Source organism: Escherichia sp. KTE172 (assembly GCF_000408845.1).
Classification (GTDB): Bacteria; Pseudomonadota; Gammaproteobacteria; order Enterobacterales; family Enterobacteriaceae; genus Escherichia; species Escherichia coli.
Map to the genome: position 1 here is coordinate 286,954 of NZ_KE137316.1, position 25,796 is coordinate 312,749.

Sequence of the window (25,796 nt, forward strand, 5' to 3'; positions counted from 1 at the left end):
GTCCACATCAAGATCGTGTCCGGTTATTCAGCAACAATACTGTCGATAGCTGCTTTCGCGTCAGACTGCGCTTTCGCTGCCATTTCAGGACCGTATGCGATCCCTTCGGCGAAGACAAATTTCACATCAGTAATGCCGATAAAGCCAAGGAACGTGGACAGATACGGCGTCACCAGGTCCGTTGGTCCATCTTTGTGGATCCCACCGCGGCTGGTAATAACGATGGCTTTTTTACCCGTTACCAGACCTTCCGGACCGTTCTCGGTATAGCGGAAAGTAACGCCTGCACGTGCAACCAGGTCAAAATAGTTTTTCAACTGAGTCGAGATGTTGAAGTTATACATCGGTGCCGCAATAACGATAACGTCGTGGGCTTTCAGCTCGGCAATCAGCTCATCGGAAAGTGCCAGAGCTTCCTGCTGACGCGGAGTCAGCGGTGCATCGCTCGGACGCAGCGCACCAACCAGTTCGCCATCCAGCACCGGAATCGGATTTGCAGCCAGGTCGCGAACGGTGATTTTATCAGCGGAGTGCTTTTCGCGCCATTGTTCAACAAAATAATCGGACAACTGATTAGACTGAGAGTACCCTGCCAGGATGCTGGATTTAAGAACTAATACCTTGCTCATGGTGTTTCCTTATAGATGTTTGAATGGGCGATGCCCCGTTGCTTGCTGACACTTTATTCACAATCCTGCCACAGAGATAGCGCAATAAATCGAAGCCTATGTTCGAATTTATTGAACAACGCATAGAAAGCCGCGATGTGGTACTCTATATCTATCATTTAAAAGAAAATTAATCAGGCAGCCTACTGCCCACTAACGTTATGACAGAACAACAAAAATTGACCTTTACGGCCTTGCAGCAGCGGCTGGATTCGCTGATGCTGCGCGACAGACAGCGTTTTTCTCGCCGTCTGCACGGTGTTAAGAAGGTTAAAAATCCTGATGCACAACAGGCCATTTTCCAGGAGATGGCGAAAGAGATTGACCAGGCGGCAGGGAAAGTCCTGCTGCGTGAAGCGGCACGACCGGAAATCACTTATCCCGACAATTTGCCGGTTAGTCAGAAAAAGCAGGACATTCTCGACGCGATTCGTGATCACCAGGTGGTGATCGTCGCCGGGGAAACCGGTTCCGGTAAAACGACTCAGCTACCGAAAATCTGTATGGAGCTGGGGCGCGGGATTAAAGGGCTGATCGGTCATACCCAACCGCGTCGCCTGGCGGCACGAACGGTGGCGAACCGTATTGCGGAAGAGCTGAAAACGGAGCCGGGCGGTTGCATCGGTTACAAAGTGCGTTTCAGCGATCACGTAAGTGATAACACGATGGTCAAGCTGATGACCGACGGTATCCTGCTGGCGGAGATCCAGCAAGACCGCCTGCTGATGCAGTACGACACTATCATTATTGACGAAGCGCACGAACGTAGCCTGAATATCGATTTTCTGCTCGGCTATTTGAAAGAGTTGCTGCCGCGGCGTCCTGACCTAAAAATCATTATCACTTCCGCGACTATCGACCCGGAACGCTTTTCGCGCCACTTTAATAATGCGCCGATTATCGAAGTCTCCGGTCGGACCTATCCGGTGGAAGTGCGCTATCGCCCGATTGTTGAAGAAGCCGATGACACCGAGCGCGATCAGTTGCAGGCGATTTTTGACGCCGTAGACGAACTGAGTCAGGAAAGCCCTGGCGACATTCTGATCTTTATGAGTGGTGAGCGGGAAATTCGCGATACCGCCGATGCGCTGAACAAGCTGAACTTACGCCATACCGAAATCTTGCCGCTTTATGCGCGGCTTTCGAACAGCGAACAGAACCGCGTGTTCCAGTCGCACAGCGGACGGCGTATTGTGCTGGCGACCAACGTCGCGGAAACGTCGCTGACCGTTCCGGGGATTAAATACGTTATCGACCCAGGTACGGCGCGTATCAGCCGCTACAGCTATCGCACCAAAGTGCAGCGTTTGCCGATTGAGCCCATTTCGCAGGCGTCTGCCAACCAGCGTAAAGGCCGCTGTGGTCGTGTGTCCGAAGGGATCTGTATTCGTCTCTATTCCGAAGACGATTTCCTCTCGCGCCCGGAGTTTACCGATCCGGAGATTCTGCGTACCAACCTGGCCTCGGTTATTTTACAGATGACCGCGCTGGGGTTGGGCGATATCGCCGCGTTCCCATTTGTCGAAGCACCGGATAAACGTAATATCCAGGATGGCGTGCGTCTGCTCGAAGAGCTGGGCGCGATCACCACGGATGAACAGGCCAGCGCCTATAAACTGACACCGCTCGGTCGCCAGCTTTCGCAATTGCCTGTCGATCCTCGTCTGGCGCGTATGGTGCTGGAAGCGCAAAAACATGGCTGCGTGCGTGAGGCGATGATTATCACGTCCGCGCTCTCCATTCAGGATCCGCGCGAGCGTCCGATGGATAAACAGCAGGCATCGGACGAAAAACATCGCCGCTTCCACGACAAAGAATCCGACTTCCTCGCGTTTGTAAATCTGTGGAATTATCTTGGCGAGCAGCAAAAGGCGCTTTCTTCCAACGCCTTCCGTCGCCTGTGTCGTACCGATTATCTCAACTATCTGCGCGTGCGCGAATGGCAGGATATCTACACCCAGTTGCGCCAGGTGGTGAAAGAACTTGGCATTCCGGTTAACAGCGAACCGGCGGAGTATCGTGAAATTCACATTGCGTTGCTGACGGGTTTACTTTCCCATATCGGCATGAAAGATGCCGATAAACAAGAATATACCGGCGCACGTAACGCGCGTTTCTCCATTTTCCCCGGTTCCGGCTTATTTAAAAAGCCGCCGAAATGGGTAATGGTGGCGGAACTGGTAGAAACCAGCCGCCTGTGGGGGCGCATTGCGGCACGTATCGACCCTGAATGGGTAGAACCCGTTGCTCAGCATTTGATTAAACGCACCTACAGCGAACCGCACTGGGAACGGGCGCAGGGCGCGGTGATGGCAACGGAAAAAGTCACTGTTTATGGTTTGCCGATTGTTGCTGCGCGTAAGGTCAACTACAGCCAGATCGATCCGGCGTTATGTCGTGAACTCTTTATTCGCCACGCGCTGGTGGAAGGTGACTGGCAGACGCGTCACGCATTCTTCCGTGAAAACCTGAAACTGCGGGCCGAAGTGGAAGAGCTGGAACACAAATCACGTCGCCGCGATATTCTGGTTGATGACGAAACGCTGTTTGAGTTTTACGACCAGCGCATCAGCCACGATGTGATCTCAGCACGTCACTTCGACAGCTGGTGGAAAAAAGTCAGCCGCGAAACGCCTGATTTGCTCAACTTTGAAAAGAGCATGTTGATCAAAGAAGGGGCGGAAAAGATCAGCAAGCTGGATTATCCGAACTTCTGGCATCAGGGCAATCTCAAGCTGCGTTTGAGCTATCAGTTTGAGCCCGGCGCGGATGCTGACGGTGTGACTGTGCATATCCCGCTGCCGTTACTTAACCAGGTTGAGGAGAGTGGGTTTGAGTGGCAGATCCCCGGCCTGCGTCGTGAACTGATCATCGCACTGATTAAATCATTGCCGAAACCAGTACGCCGTAATTTTGTACCTGCGCCAAACTATGCCGAAGCGTTTTTAGGCCGCGTCACACCGCTGGAATTGCCGTTGCTCGACAGCCTTGAACGAGAGCTACGGCGGATGACTGGCGTCACCGTTGACCGCGAAGACTGGCACTGGGATCAGGTGCCCGATCACCTGAAAATCACATTCCGCGTGGTGGATGACAAAAACAAGAAGCTAAAAGAAGGGCGCTCATTACAAGATCTGAAAGATGCTCTGAAAGGCAAAGTACAGGAAACGCTATCTGCCGTGGCGGATGACGGTATCGAGCAGAGTGGCTTACATATCTGGAGTTTTGGTCAGCTGCCGGAAAGCTACGAACAGAAGCGTGGCAACTACAAAGTGAAGGCGTGGCCAGCGTTGGTGGATGAGCGCGACAGTGTGGCGATCAAACTGTTTGATAACCCGCTGGAGCAAAAACAGGCAATGTGGAACGGTCTTCGCCGTCTACTGCTGCTGAATATTCCATCGCCGATCAAGTATTTGCATGAGAAGTTGCCAAACAAAGCCAAACTTGGGCTGTACTTTAACCCGTATGGCAAAGTGCTGGAGCTGATAGACGACTGTATCTCCTGCGGTGTGGATCAACTGATCGACGCCAATGGTGGCCCGGTCTGGACGGAAGAAGGTTTTGCTGCGCTGCATGAAAAAGTCCGTGCTGAACTGAACGACACGGTGGTGGATATTGCGAAGCAGGTCGAGCAAATCCTTACTGCGGTGTTCAATATCAATAAACGTCTGAAAGGGCGGGTGGATATGACCATGGCGCTGGGGCTTTCTGACATTAAAGCGCAGATGGGCGGGTTGGTATATCGCGGTTTCGTCACTGGTAACGGCTTCAAACGGTTGGGCGACACGCTGCGTTATTTGCAGGCGATTGAAAAACGGCTGGAAAAACTGGCGGTTGACCCACATCGCGACCGAGCTCAGATGCTGAAAGTCGAAAATGTCCAGCAGGCGTGGCAGCAATGGATCAACAAACTGCCGCCCGCACGTCGTGAGGATGAAGACGTGAAAGAGATCCGCTGGATGATAGAAGAGCTGCGCGTTAGTTACTTCGCTCAACAACTTGGTACGCCTTATCCGATTTCAGATAAGCGTATTTTGCAGGCGATGGAGCAGATTAGCGGTTAACACTGCTATTTGCCTGATAAATCTAAAACCCGGTAAGCATTTAGCGCCGGGTTTTTTCTTTATGAATTCTGAAAAATAGCAAGGGAGATACTCCTTACGTGCTTATTACAAATCTGCTTGATGAGGACGATATACTGGATACCAAATATTACTGCAACAAAGAACTTCACTGTTTTTGTCAGAAATAAAAATCGTAATTTCCATATCATCCCAACCTTTAACATCTCTGACTACCATCCATAATGGAATATCAAGGCCGTATGATTTCATACCATCAGGAAGAAATTTAATAGCAGTGATTTTGTATGCCAGCGAGCCATTAAGATTATACTTTTTACAATATTTTTCTGCTATCGAATTCACTTTGTTTTCAGTAAGAATAGGAGCGATTATTTTATTATTCATGAGACTCCACATTGCTGTAAATAAAGAATAATTTCAACTTGCATTTCCACTAACTCACCAAAATTTTCAAAGCATAACTCACAAGGGAAATCACCGACATCATCGGAAAATATACCAAAATCATGAATGAGAATATAAATTTTTAGGCTGTTGCGGTCAAGAAAAGCTACACTCCCATCGCCAAAACTGCCAACAGGAAAAGGATCAATGTTGTTCAATAATGGATATTCTTTTTTATAATCTTCCCATTGTTGCAAAAATAGAGGGTAATATCTGTCCAGATCCTTCAAAGTATAAATTTGAGGATCGACAAAATGACATGCGCCAAAATGAGACAATAACTGCCGATAGTCTTTTGGAATATGTGTTGCGTATTTATCCTCAAATAAAAGAAGGTTATCTTCAGTTTCCGGAGCGGTTACGCAACCTGTAAGTCCTGTTGTTTTTACGGCAGGCCAGGCGGTTTCTAAAATTTGAAACATTTTTTCCATGTATGTTTCTCGACATATAGTATTATGTTGATGAATAAAAAGGACAATTTGTCTCCTTAGACGGATAGTAGTTTATAGCTCAGGCCAGATATTATTCAATTTAAATTTAAGGATTTCCCATTAATGAGCGTGTTGCAAATGTTCCCATTGATTGAGAAATATAAGAATGAATATTTCATAAATATCACACCAACTTATCTGTCACTTAAAAATGATAGAACATTATGTTATTGATGTTTTATCAACAGTTTCTCCGCAAATACAGTATGACTAAAACCAGTGTCTGGTTCGCGATGGCGCGATAGAAAAAGGATCATCTTCCTTTCAGAGTGCTCCGCTTCTCACTATTATCTCACGCAGTATTCTTAAAGGAACGATAAGGAGGAACCATGAACATTACCCCGTTTCCGACGCTTTCGCCGGCAACCATAGATGCTATAAATGTTATCGGACAGTGGCTGGCGCAGGATGATTTCTCCGGTGAGGTGCCGTATCAGGCCGATTGCGTGATCCTTGCAGGCAATGCGGTTATGCCGACTATCGACGCGGCATGTAAGATTGCTCGCGATCAGCAAATTCCTTTACTGATTAGTGGTGGTATCGGTCACTCGACAACTTTTTTGTATAGCGCCATCGCACAGCATCCGCACTACAACACTATCCGCACCACTGGCAGAGCAGAAGCGACCATCCTGGCGGATATCGCTCATCAGTTCTGGCATATTCCGCATGAAAAAATCTGGATTGAAGACCAGTCAACAAACTGTGGTGAAAACGCACGCTTTAGCATCGCGCTATTGAATCAGGCCGTAGAACGAGTTCACACAGCTATCGTTGTTCAGGACCCCACCATGCAGCGGCGCACGATGGCGACGTTCCGCCGTATGACCGGGGACAATCCCGATGCACCACGCTGGTTGAGTTATCCCGGATTCGTTCCTCAGTTAGGAAATAACGCAGACAGTGTAATCTTTATTAATCAGTTACAAGGATTATGGCCGGTTGAGCGTTATCTATCACTACTCACTGGCGAGCTGCCGCGTTTACACGATGATAGCGATGGCTACGGTCCCCGCGGGCGAGATTTTATTGTTCACGTTGATTTTCCGGCAGAAGTCATCCAGGCATGGCAAACGCTGAAACACGATGCGGTGCTCATCGAGGCGATGGAAAGTCGCTCGTTACGTTAAAAATTGCCCGTTTGTGAACCACTTGTTTGCAAACGGGCATGACTCCTGACGTTTATTTCTGCCTTTTATTCCTTTTACACTTGTTTTTATGAAGCCCTTCACAGAATTGTCCTTTCACGATGCCGTCTCTATGATGATTGATGTTAATTAACAATGCATTTACCAAAAACAAACATATAAATCACAGGAGTCGCCCATGTCAGTACCCGTTCAACATCCTATGTATATCGATGGACAGTTTGTTACCTGGCGTGGAGACGCATGGATTGATGTGGTAAACCCTGCTACAGAGGCGGTCATTTCCCGCATACCCGATGGTCAGGCCGAGGATGCCCGTAAGGCAATCGATGCAGCAGAACGTGCACAACCAGAATGGGAAGCGTTGCCTGCCATTGAACGCGCCAGTTGGTTGCGCAAAATCTCCGCCGGGATCCGCGAACGCGCCGGTGAAATCAGTGCGCTGATTGTTGAAGAAGGGGGCAAGATCCAGCAGCTGGCTGAAGTTGAAGTGGCTTTTACTGCGGACTATATCGATTACATGGCGGAGTGGGCACGGCGTTATGAAGGTGAGATTATTCAAAGCGATCGTCCAGGAGAAAATATTCTTCTGTTTAAACGTGCGCTTGGCGTGACTACCGGCATTCTGCCGTGGAACTTCCCGTTCTTCCTCATTGCCCGCAAAATGGCTCCCGCTCTTTTGACCGGTAATACCATCGTCATTAAACCCAGTGAATTTACACCAAACAATGCGATTGCTTTTGCCAAAATTGTCGATGAAATAGGCCTTCCACGCGGTGTGTTTAACCTTGTGCTGGGGCGTGGTGAAACCGTTGGGCAAGAACTGGCGGGTAACCCAAAGGTCGCAATGGTCAGTATGACAGGCAGCGTCTCTGCAGGTGAAAAGATCATGGCGACTGCAGCAAAAAACATCACAAAAGTGTGTCTGGAATTGGGTGGTAAAGCACCAGCTATCGTAATGGACGATGCCGATCTTGAACTGGCAGTCAAAGCCATCGTTGATTCACGCGTCATTAATAGTGGACAAGTGTGTAACTGTGCAGAACGTGTTTATGTACAGAAAGGCATTTATGATCAGTTCGTCAATCGGCTGGGTGAAGCGATGCAGGCGGTGCAATTTGGTAACCCCGCTGAGCGCAACGACATTGCGATGGGGCCGTTGATTAACGCCGCGGCGCTGGAAAGGGTCAAGCAAAAAGTGGCGCGCGCAGTAGAAGAGGGGGCGAGAGTGGCGTTGGGGGGCAAGGCAGTAGAGGGGAAAGGATATTATTATCCGCCGACATTGCTGCTGGATGTTCGCCAGGAAATGTCGATTATGCACGAGGAAACCTTTGGCCCGGTGCTGCCAGTGGTCGCATTTGACACGCTGGAAGAGGCTATCTCAATGGCTAATGACAGTGATTACGGCCTGACCTCATCACTCTATACCCAAAATCTGAACGTCGCGATGAAAGCCATTAAAGGGCTGAAGTTTGGTGAAACTTACATCAACCGTGAAAACTTCGAAGCTATGCAAGGATTCCACGCCGGATGGCGTAAATCCGGTATTGGCGGCGCAGATGGCAAACATGGCCTGCATGAATACCTGCAGACCCAGGTGGTTTATTTACAGTCGTAATGAGTGAAAGAGGCGGAGGTTTTTTCCTCCGCCTGTGTGCGTCAGAGTTTAGCGAATTTTTCGAGGGTGCGAATGAGCTGTGTGACGAAGCCATATTCGTTATCGTACCAGGCGACCGTTTTCACCAGTTGTAAATCGCCCACGGCGGTAATTTCGGTTTGCGTGGCATCAAACACCGACCCGAAATGGCTGCCTATGATATCAGAAGAGACTATTTCTTCATCGGTATAACCAAATGACTCGTTATTGTTTGTCGCGTTTTTAAGCGCGTTGTTCACCTCTTCGGCAGTCACTTTTTTTCCAAGAATAGACACCAGTTCAGTCACCGAACCGGTTTTCACGGGTACGCGTTGTGCATGACCTTTCAGTTTGCCGCTCAGTTCTGGGATCACCAGACCAATGGCTTTTGCCGCCCCCGTAGTGTGGGGAATGATATTTTCTGCCGCTGCACGTGAAGCGCGTAGATCTTTACCACGCGGGCCATCCACCAGTGACTGAGTGCCGGTATAGGCATGAATGGTCGTCATCGTGCCGACTTCTATTCCGAAACTGTCGTGCAAGGCTTTGGCCATCGGTGCAAGACAATTAGTGGTGCATGACGCCACGGAAACAATGGTGTCGTTGCCATCCAGTGTGTCGTCATTGACGTTATAAACGATGGTTTTCATTTCACCGGCAGGGGCGGAAATCAACACCTTCTTCGCACCAGCATCAAGATGCGCCTGCGATTTCTCGGCGGAGGTATAAAAGCCAGTACATTCGACAATGATTTCTGCGCCTTTCGCTTTCCACGGAATATTTTTAGCCTCTTTTTCGGCGTAAACCGCGATACTTTTCCCATCAACGATAAGTGAATCTTCCGTAAAATCAACGCGCCAGGGGAACGGTCCATAGTTTGAATCATGTTTCAGCAGGTAGGCGAGAATTTTTGGGGAAGTGAGATCATTAATAGCGACAACATCTATGTTGCTTTTGACTTCAAGTAATCGACGCAATACCAGTCGACCGATACGACCAAAACCGTTAATACCAACTTTACTCATGGTTTTCTCCTGTCAGGAACGTTCGGATGAAAATTGATCCTTTCCAGGCTTAGACCAGGATGGCGGGATGGGCAATCTACATTCTTGCCGTGAAACGTAACGTACTGAAAACGGGTGAACAATATTTAATGAAATTTTAAGAAAAGCTCGTTATGTTAACGGAAAATTGTTTTAAAGCAGGAAATGTTATGGAAAATAAATACTCAAGGTTACAAATCAGCATTCACTGGCTGGTCTTTTTGCTGGTTATCGCAGCGTATTGCGCAATGGAGTTTCGTGGTTTCTTCCCACGTAGCGATCGACCACTCATCAACATGATTCATGTTTCCTGTGGCATATCAATTCTCGTGCTGATGGTGGTTCGTCTTTTGTTAAGGCTGAAATACCCAACCCCGCCGATTATACCTAAGCCAAAACCGATGATGACGGGACTGGCGCATTTGGGACATTTGGTGATCTATCTCCTGTTTATTGCGCTGCCAGTGATTGGTTTGGTGATGATGTATAACCGGGGTAACCCATGGTTTGCGTTTGGTTTGACGATGCCTTACGCTTCAGAGGCCAATTTCGAACGGGTTGATAGCTTAAAGTCGTGGCATGAAATGCTGGCGAATCTGGGATATTTTGTCATCGGGTTGCACGCTGCGGCTGCACTGGCACACCACTATTTCTGGAAGGACAACACACTTCTACGCATGATGCCGCGTAAACGTTCCTGAAGGATATTTAAAGAAAACGCCTGTACTAAAACCGACCCGTGGTACAGGCGAAGAATACGGGTCTACATCGGAAGCGCCTATTATATTTATTTGTATGACAAATAAAACCATAATCCTTATCCATACGTCCATCTGGCTTATTTTTAATCAATTCACCCGATCTTTGATCTCATCAACGGTATCAAAATAAACCAGCGTATAACGTTCAAATCGAACATAAGATTCGATAAACCATGGAGGTTATATGAAAAAATTGGCACTTATCTTGGTTATGGGAGCGCTTGTTTCCTTTTATGCCGATGCCGGGCGCAAACCCTGTTCTGGTTCGAAAGGGGGGATCTCACACTGTACGGCAGGCGGCAAATTTGTTTGTAATGATGGTTCTATTAGTGCATCGAAAAAAACATGCACTAACTGAAGTGTAAAAGGGGTGCCATGAGAAAATGAATCTGCTAGTCAGATGCGCGGGGAAAATCCCCGCGCTTGCCCTTACCTGGACGTGCAGGCCATGAGCGCAGCAACCTCCTTATCACCGTCCCGGAACCGCAGTTCGTAGAGCGTTTGTCGGGTCAGGAGTGTGAATGTCAGAATCGTAATGCAGATAATGAGCAGACACACCACCAGAGGGTTGCGCTTCATAGCCTTTCTCCTTGCCGGATGGCGGGTAAGAGGCTAACATCTGAATTGCTTGGTTCATTCGTTGGCCTCGGTTGATAGAAATATCGGTCGGGGCCTTCGTCTTTCTGATTCCCGGTTAGCCTGAAAACAGAAAGTCTCAGGCACCCGCAGGCATCCTATGAGTTTTCCTTAGGGACGAAAATAATCACTTCACGAAATTGCGTGCTGTTTTCCAGAATTTTTTGTCATTCGGTTTAGCCATTCGTTACTCTCTTCATTCCAATAGCATTAATTTTCTCTGCAATAATTGTTGTAAAAATGTGACGCAAAGAGGTTTTTGGTCATAAGTAATTACCGTCAAGTGCCGATGACTTTCTATCAGGAGTAAACCTGGACGAGAGACAACGGTAATGAATACAACTCCCTCACAGCGATTAGGTTTTTTGCATCACATCAGGCTGGTTCCGTTATTTGCCTGCATTCTTGGCGGTATCTTAGTTCTATTCGCATTAAGTTCAGCTCTGGCTGGCTATTTCCTCTGGCAGGCCGATCGCGATCAGCGTGATGTTACTGCGGAGATTGAGATTCGGACCGGGTTAGCGAACAGTTCAGATTTTTTGCGTTCAGCCCGGATCAATATGATTCAGGCTGGTGCTGCGAGTCGTATTGCTGAAATGGAAGCAATGAAGCGAAATATTGCGCAAGCCGAATCGGAGATTAAACAGTCGCAGCAAGGTTATCGTGCTTATCAGAATCGGTCGGTGAAAACACCTGCTGATGAAGCCCTCGACACTGAATTAAATCAACGCTTCCAGGCTTATATCACGGGTATGCAACCGATGTTGAAATATGCCAAAAATGGCATGTTTGAAGCGATTATCAATCATGAAAGTGAGCAGATCCGACCGCTGGATAATGCTTATACCGATATTTTGAGCAAAGCCGTTAAGATACGTAGCGCCAGAGCCAACCAACTGGCGGAACTGGCCCATCAGCGCACCCGCCTGGGTGGGATGTTCATGATTGGCGCGTTTGTGCTTGCCCTGGTCATGACGCTGATAACATTTATAGTGCTACGTCGGATCGTCATTCGTCCACTGCAACATGCCGCACAACGGATTGAAAAAATCGCCAGTGGTGATCTGACGATGAATGATGAACCGGCGGGTCGTAATGAAATCGGTCGCTTAAGTCGTCATTTACAGCAAATGCAGCATTCACTGGGGATGACAGTAGGGACTGTTCGACAGGGTGCGGAAGAGATTTATCGTGGCACCAGCGAAATTTCAGCTGGCAATGCGGACCTTTCATCTCGCACTGAAGAACAAGCGGCGGCAATTGAACAAACTGCCGCCAGCATGGAGCAACTCACTGCGACGGTGAAACAGAATGCAGATAACGCGCATCATGCCAGCAAACTGGCGCAGGAGGCTTCTATTAAAGCCAGCGATGGCGGGCAGACGGTTTCCGGTGTAGTAAAAACGATGGGCGCTATCTCCACGAGTTCGAAGAAAATTTCCGAGATCACCGCCGTCATCAACAGTATTGCTTTCCAGACGAATATTCTGGCATTGAATGCTGCCGTTGAAGCCGCGCGAGCGGGTGAGCAAGGACGTGGATTTGCCGTTGTCGCCAGCGAAGTACGGACACTCGCAAGCCGCAGCGCTCAGGCGGCGAAAGAGATTGAAGGCTTGATCAGTGAATCAGTCAGGTTAATTGACCTGGGGTCGGATGAGGTGGCAACGGCAGGGAAAACCATGAGCACTATTGTTGATGCCGTCGCGAGTGTCACACATATCATGCAGGAAATTGCCGCCGCCTCGGATGAGCAAAGTAGGGGCATAACGCAGGTTAGCCAGGCGATTTCTGAAATGGATAAGGTGACGCAACAGAATGCTTCTCTGGTAGAAGAAGCCTCAGCAGCGGCGGTGTCCCTTGAAGAACAGGCTGCACGATTAACTGAGGCGGTGGACGTATTCCGTCTGAACAAACATTCTGTGTCGGCAGAACCTCGCGGAGCGGGTGAACCAGTTAGTTTCGCTACGGTGTGAAAATGTTCAAGGAAGGGATCGACAGATCCCTTCACCTTTCAGAACGGCATTGATTTTCGAATAGCGTTAATCATCAACTGGCAACCAGAAGAGAACGTTGCATCTACGCGGGTCAGTATTCCAATCGGTTCGCCTGCACCATGTCCCGGAACAGGCAGGGCCACCAGCGTGGCATGACGCAGGTCGTCTTTTACAGCGCCAGAAGGGACAAACCACACGTAGTCGTATTCAACCGTAAGTTGACGAGATAGCGAAGCAGACAGCGTTTCGATACAACCCGAAGGAATTTTACATCCCTGGCTCTGCACTAATGCATCTGAATGCTGGCGTGGCGCAGTGCCTTCTGGTGATACAATGACCGGCCATTCCAGCACCCGGCTTAGCGTTACGTTCTCCTGAAGTAGCGGATGATTAGGGCGGACAACCAGCTTCAGCGATTCAAGAAACAGCAGTTCGTAATTAAGTCCGGTCATCAGTTCAGGATCTGACATCCGACCAATGCCGATATCGATTTCCCCGGTTTTTAAACCCGCCAGAATCATAGGGTTACTCATTGTCGCAACTTGCAAGGTCGTCTCTTTTTGTTGCTGATGAAACTGACCTATAACCGAAGGTAATATCCCCAGTGCCGCAGTCGGTAGTGCACCAACCCTGACGACATCATTATTAAGACCTTCTTTACGATGAAGCGACTGTCCGGCAGTGTTGATGGCGTCAAGCACTCTGACTGCATGCGTTAAAAATTGTTCGCCGGGTAAGGTAAGTTGCGCCCCCTGACGACCACGCTCAAACAAGCGAGCGCCCGTCAGCTGCTCCAGTTCATTCAATGTCTTAGAGAGCGCAGGTTGACTCAAATTAAGGGTTTCAGCCGCGCGCCCCAAAGTTCCTTGTTGTGCGACAGCTACGAATGTATGAAGGTGGCGCAAACGGATGCGCTGACTAAACAGACTATTTTTTTCCATAAGCGATGTTAAAAACGAAGCGGTGTCGCTGACAAGTGAAGTTGTTTGATTATGATAACTTGATTGCAAAATATTATTAACAATTAAAGCAATTATGTTACAGCAAAATGGATAATATTGATGTTTTCGCGGCGAGATCACAGTTTGTAAATTCTTCCCGCCGGAGTGAATGCGGTTACCTACACTCCAGATTACTGACCACTGGAGGCAGACACTATGGCGAACAGCATCACGGCGGATGAGATTCGGGAACAGTTTTCGCAGGCAATGTCAGCCATGTACCAGCAAGAAGTTCCGCAGTACGGCACGCTGCTGGAACTGGTAGCTGATGTGAATCTGGCTGTGCTGGAAAACAATCCTCAACTGCACGAAAAAATGGTAAATGCAGACGAGCTGGCGCGACTTAATGTTGAACGTCATGGGGCGATTCGTGTTGGGACTGCACAAGAGCTTGCTACTCTTCGGCGGATGTTTGCCATTATGGGGATGTACCCGGTGAGCTATTACGATCTCTCGCAGGCGGGGGTGCCGGTACATTCGACAGCATTTCGGCCCATTGATGATGCTTCTCTGGCGCGTAATCCCTTCCGCGTTTTTACTTCATTACTCCGCCTTGAGCTTATCGAGAACGAAATTTTGCGCCAGAAAGCGGCGGAGATTCTGCGTCAGCGCGATATCTTCACCCCACGTTGTCGACAACTGTTAGAGGAATATGAGCAGCGGCGCGGTTTTAACGAAACACAGGCACAGGAGTTTGTGCAGGAAGCCCTGGAAACGTTTCGTTGGCACCAGTCAGCAACGGTAGATGAAGAAACCTATCGCGCCTTGCACAACGAACATCGGTTGATTGCTGATGTGGTCTGTTTTCCTGGATGCCATATCAACCACCTGACGCCACGTACGCTGGATATTGACCGGGTGCAGTCGATGATGCCTGAATGCGGGATTGAACCCAAAATTCTGATCGAAGGGCCGCCGCGCCGCGAGGTACCTATTTTACTACGCCAGACCAGCTTTAAAGCACTGGAAGAGACGGTGTTGTTTGCAGGGCAGAAACAGGGTACGCATACCGCGCGCTTTGGTGAAATAGAGCAGCGTGGTGTGGCATTAACGCCGAAAGGGCGACAACTGTATGATGATCTTCTGCGTAACGCTGGAACCGGGCAGGATAATCTCACTCACCAAATGCATTTACAGGAAACCTTCCGCACTTTTCCTGACAGTGAGTTTTTAATGCGTCAGCAAGGGTTGGCATGGTTCCGGTACCGTCTGACGCCTTCAGGTGAGGCGCATCGTCAGGCGATTCATCCCGGAGACGATCCACAGCCCTTAATTGAACGTGGTTGGGTAGTGGCGCAACCCATTACCTATGAAGATTTCTTGCCCGTTAGCGCGGCGGGGATCTTCCAGTCAAATCTGGGTAATGAAACGCAGGCACGCAATCACGGTAATGCCAGTCGCGAGGCATTTGAGCAGGCGTTGGGTTGTCCGGTTTTGGATGAGTTCCAGCTTTATCAGGAAGCGGAAGAACGCAGTAAACGTCGCTGTGGTTTGCTTTAAATTCTGACCATCCGCCTTTGCAAAAATTTGCCTGATTTTACAAACGAATCAGGCTCATCCCATCGACATAAAAAAATTGCCGATTTATGCATATTCTCTCAGTTCAACAATTGGATTATTAATAAATATTGTCTAGAGTGAGCGGTCATAAATAAGCACTTTCTTGCCGCTGAAAACGACCAGCGCGGGACCATTCACAACACCAGAAGGACTCACTTTCAGGTATGGATCGTAGACGATTTATTAAAGGTTCAATGGCTATGGCCGCCGTGTGCGGTACCAGCGGCATTGCTTCTCTTTTTTCTCAGGCGGCATTCGCGGCAGATTCTGATATTGCCGACGGGCAAACCCAACGTTTTGACTTCTCCATTCTACAGTCAATGGCGCACGACTTAGCGCAAACAGCGTGGCGTGGTGCGCCGCGTCCGTTACCTGACACTCTGGCGACAATGACGCCGCAGGCTTATAACAGTATTCAATACGACGCCGAAAAATCGCTCTGGCATAACGTTGAGAACCGTCAACTGGACGCTCAGTTCTTCCATATGGGAATGGGATTCCGTCGCCGCGTTCGTATGTTTTCTGTAGATCCAGCAACACATCTGGCGCGTGAAATTCACTTTCGCCCGGAGTTGTTCAAATACAACGATGCGGGTGTTGATACCAAACAATTAGAAGGGCAAAGTGATCTCGGTTTTGCCGGTTTTCGCGTGTTTAAAGCCCCCGAACTGGCGCGCCGTGATGTCGTATCATTCCTCGGCGCGAGTTATTTCCGCGCGGTTGATGATACATATCAATACGGTTTGTCGGCTCGCGGCCTGGCGATCGACACTTACACCGACAGTAAAGAAGAGTTCCCCGACTTTACCGCCTTCTGGTTTGATACGGTAAAACCGGGGGCAACCACCTTTACCGTTTATGCGTTGCTCGATAGCGCCAGCATTACTGGTGCCTATAAGTTCACTATCCATTGCGAGAAAAGTCAGGTGATTATGGATGTGGAAAATCACCTGTATGCGCGCAAAGACATTAAACAGCTGGGCATTGCGCCGATGACCAGTATGTTCAGCTGCGGTACTAATGAACGTCGGATGTGCGACACCATTCATCCGCAAATCCATGACTCTGATCGTTTGTCCATGTGGCGGGGTAACGGCGAGTGGATTTGTCGTCCGCTGAACAATCCACAAAAATTGCAGTTCAATGCTTACACCGACAACAACCCGAAAGGGTTTGGTTTATTGCAACTGGATCGTGATTTCTCCCATTATCAGGACATTATGGGCTGGTATAACAAACGCCCAAGTCTGTGGGTGGAGCCGCGTAACAAGTGGGGTAAGGGCACCATCGGCCTGATGGAAATCCCAACTACGGGTGAAACGCTGGATAACATTGTCTGCTTCTGGCAGCCAGAAAAAGCTGTAAAAGCGGGTGATGAGTTTGCATTCCAGTATCGTCTGTACTGGAGTGCGCAACCGCCTGTTCATTGCCCATTAGCGCGCGTTATGGCGACGCGTACCGGCATGGGTGGTTTCCCGGAAGGTTGGGCGCCAGGTGAACACTATCCCGAAAAATGGGCGCGTCGTTTTGCCGTCGATTTCGTTGGTGGTGATCTGAAAGCTGCCGCGCCAAAAGGCATTGAGCCGGTGATTACGCTTTCCAGTGGGGAAGCGAAGCAAATCGAAATTCTCTATATTGAACCCATTGATGGTTATCGTATTCAGTTTGACTGGTATCCGACTTCGGACTCCACTGATCCGGTCGATATGCGGATGTATCTGCGTTGTCAGGGCGACGCTATCAGTGAAACATGGCTGTATCAGTATTTCCCGCCAGCGCCGGATAAACGTCAGTATGTTGACGACCGCGTGATGAGTTAATCGTTTTTTCTTCGGCACCTTCTTCGGGAGGTGCCGTCTGGTTAAACACGATCCCGCTCGCATTTTTCCCTAAGTTAAATGAGTAATCTGATAGTGTGTATTTCAGATACACCTTGTCAGCCACTAACAGGGAGTGCGTATGTTTCCAGAATACCGAGATTTAATATCCCGTCTGAAAAACGAAAATCCTCGCTTTATGTCCTTGTTCGATAAACACAATAAACTTGATCATGAAATTGCCAGAAAGGAAGGTTCCGACGGTCGAGGGTACAATGCGGAAGTGGTCCGCATGAAAAAACAAAAGTTACAGTTAAAAGATGAGATGCTCAAAATCCTGCAGCAGGAGAGCGTCAAAGAGGTGTAAACTTTCCTAAGCCGCCAGCCAGGCGGCTTTTTTAACAACTGCATGGATTGACTGGAGATAAGATGACTGAAACGATAAAAGTAAGCGAATCACTTGAATTACATGCTGTTGCAGAAAATCACGTCACTCCTCTTTATCAGTTAATCTGTAAAAATAAAACCTGGTTACAGCAGTCGCTAAACTGGCCGCAGTTTGTTCAAAGTGAAGAGGACACGCGAAAAACGGTGCAGGGCAATGTAATGTTGCATCAACGCGGATATGCCAAAATGTTCATGATTTTCAAAGAAGATGAACTTATCGGCGTTATCTCGTTTAATCGTATTGAACCACTGAATAAAACCGCTGAAATCGGCTACTGGCTGGACGAATCTCATCAGGGGCAGGGGATCATTTCTCAGGCGCTGCAGGCATTGATTCATCATTACGCCCAGTCTGGTGAACTTAGACGCTTCGTGATCAAATGTCGGGTGGACAATGCGCAAAGCAACCAGGTCGCTTTGCGTAATGGTTTTATCCTTGAAGGTTGCCTGAAACAGGCTGAGTTCCTGAATGATGCCTATGATGATGTGAACTTATACGCGCTTATTATCGATTCACAATAACCCTGCCAGTGGCGTTCGAGTAATGCGTTCCTCGCCGTTAATGACTTTTGGACCACGGACATGAACCGTGTCGCCATCAAAGGCTTCAACGACGGCGTGGTCGGTTAACTCCACATGGTTTTCAATTATCACCGCACCTGTAATACGGCTCTCACCTTGTATGACAACGTGCTCGTCGAGCAGAATCGGTCCGCCACATACCACGGCATTTCCGCCAATCAAGACATGATGTTTTAACACACAATTACCTTCCACAATGGCATATTCCGCCACCTGCGAACTGTAATGAATCGTCGGAATGGCATCTTCTTCTATGCCAGCTTTCACCTGCGCGTGACCGTAGACTTTAGCGCAATCGCATAGCCAGACGTTGTTCTCTTCATTACCTTCAACGCTGGCAAAATCAAAAACTTCGGCGCGATGTTCAATAAAAGCATACCGGACGACGGCATCGCCATAAATTTGTGCCTGGTGGACAATACGCGAGGCGCTAACCCTTGCGCGATCATAAATTTGGAGCAGGAGTTGATGGTCGGGCGTTAAGCCTTGTGCGGCGACGATCATAGAATGTTGATCAATTAAGGCGTGACCAAATATTCTACATTGCCCGTAAACTAATGAGTCATGAATGGTGACACTGTCACTTATATATGCACCCTGGCTGATTTCACTATTATCGATCCAGACGTTATCCGTTGCGTAAACCTCTCCCCACAGCACGCTGGTGCCGGTGATACGCGTATTACCGGAAATCACCGTTCCGCCGAACGCAATAGCATTCTGGTCGTAAATCCAGCAATTTCCTTCCTGTGCTAACACCGTTTCGCGATCGATCCAGCCGCCAGCGGTTCCTGCTATCACATCGTTAAAATCGCTAATGGCGATAATCTGCCGTAATAACACATTTTTTTTAGTGCCATCTTCCTGATAACTAAAGGCTCGCTGTTCTTCACTTAGACGATATTTGCGCATAGCGTTTTCCCACAGGTGACTTACTATAACCGTAGCAAATTCTGCGGCTCTGGCTATGCTCGAGAAAATTCCATAAAATGCATTTCAAATATACTTTATAAATTAAACAAAATGAGTAAGAAGATGCAGAGCGATAAAGTGCTCAATTTGCCGGCAGGCTACTTTGGTATTGTGTTGGGGACGATAGGGATGGGATTTGCCTGGCGCTATGCCAGCCAGGTTTGGCAGGTCAGCCACTGGTTAGGGGATGGGCTAGTGATTCTGGCGATGATCATCTGGGGATTATTGACTAGCGCATTTATTACCCGACTCATACGCTTTCCGCATAGCGTGCTGGCGGAAGTTCGCCATCCAGTGATGAGCAGTTTTGTGAGTTTGTTTCCGGCAACGACGATGCTGGTGGCGATTGGTTTTGTTCCGTGGTTTCGCCCACTGGCGGTGTGCCTGTTCAGTTTTGGTGTCGTGGTTCAGTTGGCTTATGCCGCCTGGCAAACTGCGGGATTATGGCGCGGATCTCATCCTGAAGAAGCTACCACGCCTGGACTGTATCTGCCGACAGTTGCCAACAACTTTATCAGCGCAATGGCCTGTGGTGCATTGGGCTACACCGACGCCGGTCTGGTGTTTTTAGGCGCAGGCGTTTTCTCATGGTTAAGCCTGGAACCGGTGATCTTGCAGCGACTGCGCAGTTCGGGAGAATTACCCACGGCGCTGCGGACATCACTCGGCATTCAGCTCGCTCCTGCGCTGGTGGCCTGTAGTGCCTGGCTGAGCGTCAACGGCGGCGAGGGTGACACGCTGGCGAAAATGCTTTTCGGTTATGGGCTGCTGCAACTGCTGTTTATGCTACGTCTGATGCCATGGTATCTCTCCCAGCCATTTAATGCTTCATTCTGGAGTTTCTCGTTCGGCGTATCTGCACTGGCAACCACCGGTTTGCATCTGGGGAGTGGCAGCGATAATGGATTTTTCCATACGCTGGCGGTGCCGCTGTTTATCTTTACCAATTTTATAATTGCAATACTGCTCATCCGTACTTTCGCGCTTCTGATGCAGGGGAAATTGTTAATCAGAACCGAGCGCGCCGTTTTAATGAAAGCTGAGGACAAAGAATGATCATTCGTGACGAAAACTATTTTACTGATAAGTATGAATTAACCCGCACACACTCTGAAGTACTGGAAGCGGTGAAAGTGGTTAAACCCGGTAAAACGCTGGATCTGGGCTGTGGCAATGGTCGTAACAGTCTTTACCTGGCAGCCAATGGTTATGAAGTTGACGCATGGGATAAAAATGCCATGAGTATCGCCAACGTCGAGCGCATTAAATCCATTGAAAATCTGGATAATTTACACACTCGGGTCGTTGATCTGAATAACCTTACGTTTGATGGGCAATACGATTTTATTCTTTCGACTGTGGTGCTGATGTTCCTTGAGGCTAAAACCATCCCAGGGCTGATTGCCAATATGCAACGTTGCACTAAACCTGGCGGTTACAACCTGATTGTGGCGGCGATGGATACCGCTGATTATCCATGTACCGTCGGCTTCCCGTTTGCCTTCAAAGAGGGAGAATTACGTCGATATTACGAAGGCTGGGAGATGGTGAAATACAATGAAGACGTCGGCGAGCTGCACCGCACCGACGCCAACGGTAATCGTATTAAACTGCGTTTCGCCACGATGCTGGCACGTAAAAAATGACCCGCTAAGAACAAGGCGCGTGATAATTCCCCCGCTGAGATGGTTTACTGTTCTTCTTTTCGGTAAGCATAATTTTTATCGAATGGATGTGAAATTAATCACAGTAGTCGAAGTTTTTTAGCAGCTTAACTTACTGAAATTTAACTACTGATGATTGACTTAGCCCCTTTTTCGGCATTGACTATGTCGTCTGAAAAGGGGCTGAAAAATTTATTTTCACCAACACTTTTTTTGCCACAACACGAAGCGGCGCTTTTTGCTATAACTTAGAAAGTAATATAATCATCTCAGGAAACTATTCATGCGTACCACATCAATTGCGAAAGTTGCAGCTTTATGCGGCTTGTTGGCTCTGTCTGGTTGTGCCTCTAAAATCACCCAGCCAGATAAATATTCTGGTTTTTTAAACAATTACTCTGATTTAAAAGAAACAACCTCAGCAACAGGTAAACCTGTTTTACGTTGGGTAGACCCGAGTTTTGATCAAAGCAAATATGACAGCATCGTCTGGAACCCAGTCACTTATTATCCGGTACCGAAACCATCTACCCAGGTAGGGCAGAAAGTTCTGGATAAAATTTTGAGTTATACCAACACCGAAATGAAAGAAGCGATTGCGCAGCGTAAACCACTGGTTACCACCGCTGGGCCGCGTAGTCTGATTTTCCGTGGGGCCATTACCGGTGTTGATACCAGCAAAGAAGGGCTGCAATTCTATGAAGTGGTTCCTGTCGCATTAGTGGTCGCGGGGACGCAAATGGCGACGGGCCACCGTACCATGGATACTCGCCTCTATTTTGAAGGTGAGCTGATTGATGCAGCTACTAATAAACCGGTTATCAAAGTCGTTCGTCAGGGCGAAGGTAAAGACCTGAATAACGAAAGTACGCCAATGGCTTTCGAAAATATTAAACAAGTTATTGATGACATGGCGACCGATGCCACTATGTTTGACGTTAACAAAAAGTAATTCCAGCTGCGCCATCGTAAGATGGCGCTTTTTATTATCGGTTTCTGTGAGCGATTAAATTCAACACCACGTAACAAACGCCTCCGGCAATTAATCCCCAGAACGCAGAACCAATCCCGACCAGCGTCAATCCACTTGCCGTTACCAGAAATGCCACCACCGCCGCGTCGCGCTCACGCTCATTATGCAGCGCCTGATACAAACTGCCGCCAATGGTACTCAACAGCGCCAGACCTGCCAGCATCTGGATCCAACTTACGGGCAGGGCAGCCATCATCCCGGTAATAGCACTACCAAAAAGACCTGCGAGCAAATAAAAAATGCCTGCAACGGCAGCTGCCAGCCAACGTTGATCTTTATCCGGATGCGCTTCCGGGCTTTGACAAATAGCCGCGGTGATTGCCGCAATACCGACGGAATAAACGCCGAAAGGGGAAAAAACAAGCGCCAGCAATCCAGTAAACACAATCAACGGCGAAACAGGAGCCGAATACCCGGCAGCTTTCATTGCTGCGATACCCGGTGCGTTTTGCGATGCCATCGTCACCAGAAAAAGGGGGAGTGCAACGCTCAGACTGTGAGCAAACGAAAAATCAGGGGTAATATAAGTGGGGAGAACGGGGTTAAAGACAACATCATTTGTGACAACGTCACCTTGCGCCATAACGATCACGATCCCAATAATCATCGCGGCAATTACCGCATAGCGCGGCGCAACGGCCCTGGTTGCCAGCCATACCAGCAACATACTGCCACACAACGTAAATTGACCATCCAGACTGGCAAACGCCTGTAAACCAAAGCGTAATAAAATCCCGGCAAGCATTGCCGCCGCAAGCGAGTGCGGAATAATGCGCATCAGACGAGCAAAGAGTCCCGTTATGCCGCAGAGGACTATTAACGCGTTGGTGACAATAAAAACGCCGATGGCTTCGTTAAGTGTTAATCCCTGTAATCCGGTGACCAACAAAGCCGCGCCAGGCGTTGACCATGCGGTGAGAACAGGTACGCGATACCATAATGTCAGAGCCAGCGTACTGACGCCCATTGCCAGCCCCAGCGCCGTCATCCAGCCAGAGATTTGTGCAGTGGTGGCTCCGGCGACAATCGCTGCTTGCCAGATTATTGCCGCTGAACTGGCGTAGCCAATTAATACCGCCAGAAACCCCGCCAGTAGCGTGGGTGGAGGAATAGAAAACAGACGCATAGTCACCTCGTGCGTTATAACGTACAGGTACCGTAGCATTTGTCCGTTATAACGCACAAGTGATAAACTTCCGTTTTGCCGGAGGAGTCGCATGGAAAATCTCGCTCGCTTTTTATCCACCACACTTAAACAACTACGTCAGCAGCGCGGCTGGAGTCTTTCGCGACTGGCAGAAGCGACGGGCGTTTCTAAAGCGATGTTAGGGCAGATTGAGCGTAATGAATCCAGCCCGACGGTCGCGACATTATGGAAAATTGCCACCGGGTTGAACGTGCCATTTTCAACATTTATTTCTCCGCCGCAGTCCGCTACGCCTTCAGTTTATGATCCACAACGGCAGGCGATGGTGATCACTTCGCTGTTTCCTTATGATCCACAACTCTGCTTTGAACACTTCTCGATTCAGATGGCACCCGGTGCAATAAGCGAATCGACGCCCCATGAAAAGGGGGTAATCGAACATGTCGTCGTCATTGATGGACAACTTGATCTGTGCGTTGATGGTGAATGGCAGAGCCTTAATTGTGGAGAAGGCGCTCGATTTGCTGCAGACGTCACGCATGTCTATCGTAATGGAGGGGAGCAAACCGTACATTTTCATTCACTCATCCATTACCCGCGCAGTTAAGCGGGAAAACTATTTCGCAACGTCGCGCTTGTGGCTAAAATAGCCGCCATTTTTCAGCTACTGGATAAGAAAGTGACCGTATCTTCTCATCGTCTTGAACTGTTAAGTCCGGCACGCGATGCCGCCATTGCCCGCGAAGCTATTTTGCACGGTGCCGATGCTGTTTATATCGGCGGCCCTGGTTTTGGTGCCCGTCATAATGCCAGTAATAGCCTGAAAGATATTGCCGAGCTGGTGCCGTTTGCCCATCGTTATGGTGCAAAAATTTTCGTCACGCTTAACACAATTTTGCATGATGATGAGCTGGAACCCGCGCAACGGCTGATTACTGACCTCTACCAGACCGGCGTCGACGCGCTGATTGTTCAGGATATGGGGATTCTGGAACTTGATATTCCGCCGATTGAACTGCACGCCAGTACGCAGTGCGATATTCGCACAGTAGAAAAAGCGAAGTTCCTCTCTGATGTTGGCTTCACGCAGATTGTGCTGGCGCGAGAGCTGAATCTTGAGCAGATCCGCGCGATTCACCAGGCCACGGACGCGACCATTGAATTCTTTATTCATGGGGCACTGTGCGTGGCCTATTCGGGTCAGTGCTATATTTCTCATGCGCAAACAGGGCGTAGCGCCAACCGTGGCGATTGCTCGCAGGCATGCCGTTTGCCATACACATTGAAAGACGATCAGGGGCGGGTGGTTTCCTATGAAAAACATCTGCTGTCGATGAAAGATAACGATCAGACTGCCAACCTCGGCGCGCTGATTGATGCTGGCGTACGCTCCTTCAAGATTGAAGGGCGTTACAAAGATATGAGCTACGTGAAGAATATCACCGCCCATTATCGCCAGATGCTGGATGCCATTATTGAAGAACGTGTCGATCTGACGCGTGCTTCATCAGGTCGTACTGAACATTTCTTTGTTCCATCGACGGAAAAGACTTTCCACCGTGGTAGCACAGATTATTTTGTGAATGCCCGTAAAGGCGATATTGGCGCGTTCGATTCGCCGAAATTTATCGGCCTGCCGGTGGGTGAAGTATTGAAAGTGGCGAAAGATCATCTCGATGTTGCCGTTTCCGAACCACTGGCAAATGGCGATGGCCTGAACGTGATGATTAAACGTGAAGTCGTCGGCTTTCGTGCCAATACGGTCGAGAAAACCGGAGAAAATCAGTACCGCGTCTGGCCCAATGAAATGCCAGCAGAGTTGCACAAAATTCGCCCGCATCACCCACTAAACCGTAATCTTGATCATAACTGGCAGCAGGCACTGACAAAAACCTCCAGCGAACGTCGGGTGGCGGTAGACATTGAACTGGGCGGCTGGCAGGAACAACTGATTCTGACCCTCACCAGTGAAGAGGGTGTCAGCATCACGCATACGCTGGACGGGCAGTTCGACGAAGCCAATAACGCCGAAAAAGCAATGAACAATCTAAAGGATGGTCTGGCAAAACTGGGGCAAACCATCTATTACGCCCGCGATGTGCAAATTAATTTGCCGGGTGCGCTGTTTGTACCAAACAGTCTGTTAAACCAGTTCCGCCGTGAAGCCGCCGACATGCTGGATGCTGCACGTCTTGCCGGTTACCAGCGGGGCAGCCGTAAACCGGTTGCTGATCCTGCGCCGATTTATCCGCAAACGCATCTGAGTTTCCTCGCGAACGTATACAACCAGAAAGCGCGTGAATTTTATCATCGCTACGGTGTGCAGCTGATTGACGCGGCGTATGAGGCACATGAAGAGAAGGGCGAAGTCCCGGTGATGATCACTAAGCATTGTCTGCGCTTTGCCTTTAATCTGTGCCCGAAACAGGCGAAAGGCAATATCAAAAGCTGGAAGGCGACGCCAATGCAACTGGTTAACGGCGATGAAGTATTAACGCTAAAGTTTGATTGCCGCCCATGCGAGATGCACGTCATCGGCAAAATTAAAAATCACATTCTGAAAATGCCGTTACCGGGAAGTGTTGTCGCCTCCGTAAGTCCGGATGAGCTGCTGAAAACATTGCCGAAGCGAAAAGGGTAAAACGCCAGTTTTCTGGTTACTCACAA

General features: G+C 48.9%; 24 protein-coding genes and 1 pseudogene. 17 read left to right on the top strand and 8 right to left on the bottom strand.

Translation table 11 applies throughout. The features are described from left to right. Positions 1 to 23 precede the first annotated feature (23 nt). Complete coding sequence (azoR, locus tag G434_RS22200) at positions 24 to 629, bottom strand: FMN-dependent NADH-azoreductase (protein WP_000048975.1); 606 nt, start codon at positions 627 to 629, stop codon at positions 24 to 26. 200 nt (positions 630 to 829) lie between these two features. Here azoR and hrpA point away from each other — a divergent pair, with 200 nt between their 5' ends. Continuing rightward, the gene (hrpA, locus tag G434_RS22195; RefSeq protein ID WP_000139608.1) at positions 830 to 4,732 is read left to right on the top strand and encodes an ATP-dependent RNA helicase HrpA; all 3,903 of its coding nucleotides are present in this window, start codon (positions 830 to 832) and stop codon (positions 4,730 to 4,732) included. Positions 4,733 to 4,837: 105 nt separating this feature from the next. Here the strand turns inward: hrpA and G434_RS22190 are convergent, their stop codons facing one another. Together G434_RS22190 and G434_RS22185 are read right to left on the bottom strand one after the other, a co-directional pair. Then, on the bottom strand, positions 4,838 to 5,137 hold the full coding sequence (locus G434_RS22190; RefSeq protein WP_001060290.1) for a hypothetical protein: 300 nt from the start codon (positions 5,135 to 5,137) through the stop codon (positions 4,838 to 4,840). Next, the gene (locus tag G434_RS22185; RefSeq protein ID WP_000413852.1) at positions 5,134 to 5,628 is read right to left on the bottom strand and encodes an SMI1/KNR4 family protein; all 495 of its coding nucleotides are present in this window, start codon (positions 5,626 to 5,628) and stop codon (positions 5,134 to 5,136) included. The genes G434_RS22190 and G434_RS22185 overlap by 4 nt, the downstream gene beginning before the upstream one ends. Before the next feature lie 208 nt (positions 5,629 to 5,836). On the opposite strand from G434_RS22185, the pseudogene G434_RS31070 reads away from it, so the two are divergent. From G434_RS31070 to aldA, 3 genes and pseudogenes are all read left to right on the top strand, one after another. After that, positions 5,837 to 5,902: pseudogene (locus tag G434_RS31070) on the top strand (hypothetical protein); the annotation flags it as partial. Positions 5,903 to 6,017: 115 nt separating this feature from the next. Next, a complete protein-coding gene (ydcF, locus tag G434_RS22180; protein ID WP_001027939.1) occupies positions 6,018 to 6,818 on the top strand; it encodes a DUF218 domain-containing protein YdcF in 801 nt (266 codons plus the stop codon). Between the two features lie 196 nt (positions 6,819 to 7,014). After that, positions 7,015 to 8,454 carry an aldehyde dehydrogenase gene (gene aldA / locus G434_RS22175; RefSeq protein ID WP_016239012.1) on the top strand — a complete coding sequence of 480 codons (1,440 nt, stop codon included), beginning with the start codon at positions 7,015 to 7,017 and terminating at the stop codon, positions 8,452 to 8,454. A 41-nt stretch (positions 8,455 to 8,495) separates the two neighbouring features. Here the strand turns inward: aldA and gap are convergent, their stop codons facing one another. Further along, a complete protein-coding gene (gene gap / locus G434_RS22170) occupies positions 8,496 to 9,497 on the bottom strand; it encodes a type I glyceraldehyde-3-phosphate dehydrogenase (RefSeq protein WP_000048648.1) in 1,002 nt (333 codons plus the stop codon). 188 nt (positions 9,498 to 9,685) lie between these two features. On the opposite strand from gap, the gene cybB reads away from it, so the two are divergent. From cybB to yncP, 3 genes are all read left to right on the top strand, one after another. After that, a complete protein-coding gene (gene cybB / locus G434_RS22165) occupies positions 9,686 to 10,216 on the top strand; it encodes a cytochrome b561 (RefSeq protein ID WP_001306523.1) in 531 nt (176 codons plus the stop codon). A gap of 244 nt (positions 10,217 to 10,460) precedes the next feature. Next, entirely contained in the window at positions 10,461 to 10,634 is a 174-nt protein-coding gene (locus tag G434_RS22160) for a YdcA family protein (RefSeq protein WP_000731856.1), read from the top strand. A gap of 25 nt (positions 10,635 to 10,659) precedes the next feature. Beyond that, entirely contained in the window at positions 10,660 to 10,728 is a 69-nt protein-coding gene (gene yncP / locus G434_RS30430) for a hypothetical protein (RefSeq protein WP_212591405.1), read from the top strand. Here the strand turns inward: yncP and hokB are convergent. Next, on the bottom strand, positions 10,706 to 10,855 hold the full coding sequence (hokB, locus tag G434_RS0124720) for a type I toxin-antitoxin system toxin HokB (protein WP_001309484.1): 150 nt from the start codon (positions 10,853 to 10,855) through the stop codon (positions 10,706 to 10,708). The two genes, yncP and hokB, sit on opposite strands and share 23 nt — an antisense overlap. A gap of 389 nt (positions 10,856 to 11,244) precedes the next feature. On the opposite strand from hokB, the gene trg reads away from it, so the two are divergent. After that, positions 11,245 to 12,885 (top strand): methyl-accepting chemotaxis protein Trg, encoded by a 1,641-nt coding sequence (gene trg / locus G434_RS22155; protein WP_001098581.1) that lies wholly within the window; start codon positions 11,245 to 11,247, stop codon positions 12,883 to 12,885. 38 nt (positions 12,886 to 12,923) lie between these two features. Here trg and G434_RS22150 read toward each other — a convergent pair whose 3' ends face one another. Further along, positions 12,924 to 13,847, bottom strand: a complete 924-nt coding sequence (locus G434_RS22150; RefSeq protein ID WP_001309485.1) for a LysR substrate-binding domain-containing protein — start codon at positions 13,845 to 13,847, stop codon at positions 12,924 to 12,926. Between the two features lie 216 nt (positions 13,848 to 14,063). Between G434_RS22150 and G434_RS22145 the strand changes: the two genes are divergently transcribed. From G434_RS22145 to rimL, 4 genes are all read left to right on the top strand, one after another. Next, complete coding sequence (locus G434_RS22145; protein WP_000013811.1) at positions 14,064 to 15,407, top strand: 2-oxoadipate dioxygenase/decarboxylase HglS; 1,344 nt, start codon at positions 14,064 to 14,066, stop codon at positions 15,405 to 15,407. A gap of 224 nt (positions 15,408 to 15,631) precedes the next feature. Then, positions 15,632 to 17,287 carry a glucan biosynthesis protein OpgD gene (gene opgD, locus G434_RS22140; RefSeq protein WP_000375956.1) on the top strand — a complete coding sequence of 552 codons (1,656 nt, stop codon included), beginning with the start codon at positions 15,632 to 15,634 and terminating at the stop codon, positions 17,285 to 17,287. 139 nt (positions 17,288 to 17,426) lie between these two features. Further along, on the top strand, positions 17,427 to 17,651 hold the full coding sequence (locus G434_RS22135) for an HP1242/YdcH family protein (protein ID WP_001296778.1): 225 nt from the start codon (positions 17,427 to 17,429) through the stop codon (positions 17,649 to 17,651). A 62-nt stretch (positions 17,652 to 17,713) separates the two neighbouring features. Continuing rightward, positions 17,714 to 18,253: a 50S ribosomal protein L7/L12-serine acetyltransferase gene (rimL, locus tag G434_RS22130; protein WP_001309486.1), complete on the top strand. Its 540-nt coding sequence runs from the start codon at positions 17,714 to 17,716 to the stop codon at positions 18,251 to 18,253. Here the strand turns inward: rimL and ydcK are convergent. After that, the gene (gene ydcK, locus G434_RS22125) at positions 18,245 to 19,225 is read right to left on the bottom strand and encodes a YdcK family protein (protein ID WP_001234057.1); all 981 of its coding nucleotides are present in this window, start codon (positions 19,223 to 19,225) and stop codon (positions 18,245 to 18,247) included. The two genes, rimL and ydcK, sit on opposite strands and share 9 nt — an antisense overlap. A gap of 123 nt (positions 19,226 to 19,348) precedes the next feature. On the opposite strand from ydcK, the gene tehA reads away from it, so the two are divergent. The 3 genes from tehA (at position 19,349) to G434_RS22110 (ending at position 21,901) form a co-directional block, all read left to right on the top strand. Continuing rightward, positions 19,349 to 20,341 carry a dicarboxylate transporter/tellurite-resistance protein TehA gene (tehA, locus tag G434_RS22120; protein ID WP_001376850.1) on the top strand — a complete coding sequence of 331 codons (993 nt, stop codon included), beginning with the start codon at positions 19,349 to 19,351 and terminating at the stop codon, positions 20,339 to 20,341. Next, on the top strand, positions 20,338 to 20,931 hold the full coding sequence (gene tehB, locus G434_RS22115) for a tellurite resistance methyltransferase TehB (RefSeq protein WP_000586739.1): 594 nt from the start codon (positions 20,338 to 20,340) through the stop codon (positions 20,929 to 20,931). The genes tehA and tehB overlap by 4 nt, the downstream gene beginning before the upstream one ends. A gap of 301 nt (positions 20,932 to 21,232) precedes the next feature. After that, positions 21,233 to 21,901 carry a DUF3313 domain-containing protein gene (locus G434_RS22110; RefSeq protein WP_001261034.1) on the top strand — a complete coding sequence of 223 codons (669 nt, stop codon included), beginning with the start codon at positions 21,233 to 21,235 and terminating at the stop codon, positions 21,899 to 21,901. 34 nt (positions 21,902 to 21,935) lie between these two features. Here the strand turns inward: G434_RS22110 and ydcO are convergent, their stop codons facing one another. After that, on the bottom strand, positions 21,936 to 23,147 hold the full coding sequence (gene ydcO / locus G434_RS22105; RefSeq protein ID WP_001323162.1) for a BenE family transporter YdcO: 1,212 nt from the start codon (positions 23,145 to 23,147) through the stop codon (positions 21,936 to 21,938). Positions 23,148 to 23,199: 52 nt separating this feature from the next. On the opposite strand from ydcO, the gene sutR reads away from it, so the two are divergent. Further along, positions 23,200 to 23,736: a DNA-binding transcriptional regulator SutR gene (gene sutR / locus G434_RS22100; RefSeq protein ID WP_000429161.1), complete on the top strand. Its 537-nt coding sequence runs from the start codon at positions 23,200 to 23,202 to the stop codon at positions 23,734 to 23,736. Positions 23,737 to 23,808: 72 nt separating this feature from the next. After that, a complete protein-coding gene (rlhA, locus tag G434_RS22095) occupies positions 23,809 to 25,770 on the top strand; it encodes a 23S rRNA 5-hydroxycytidine C2501 synthase (protein WP_001309488.1) in 1,962 nt (653 codons plus the stop codon). The last annotated feature ends 26 nt before the right edge of the window (positions 25,771 to 25,796 follow it).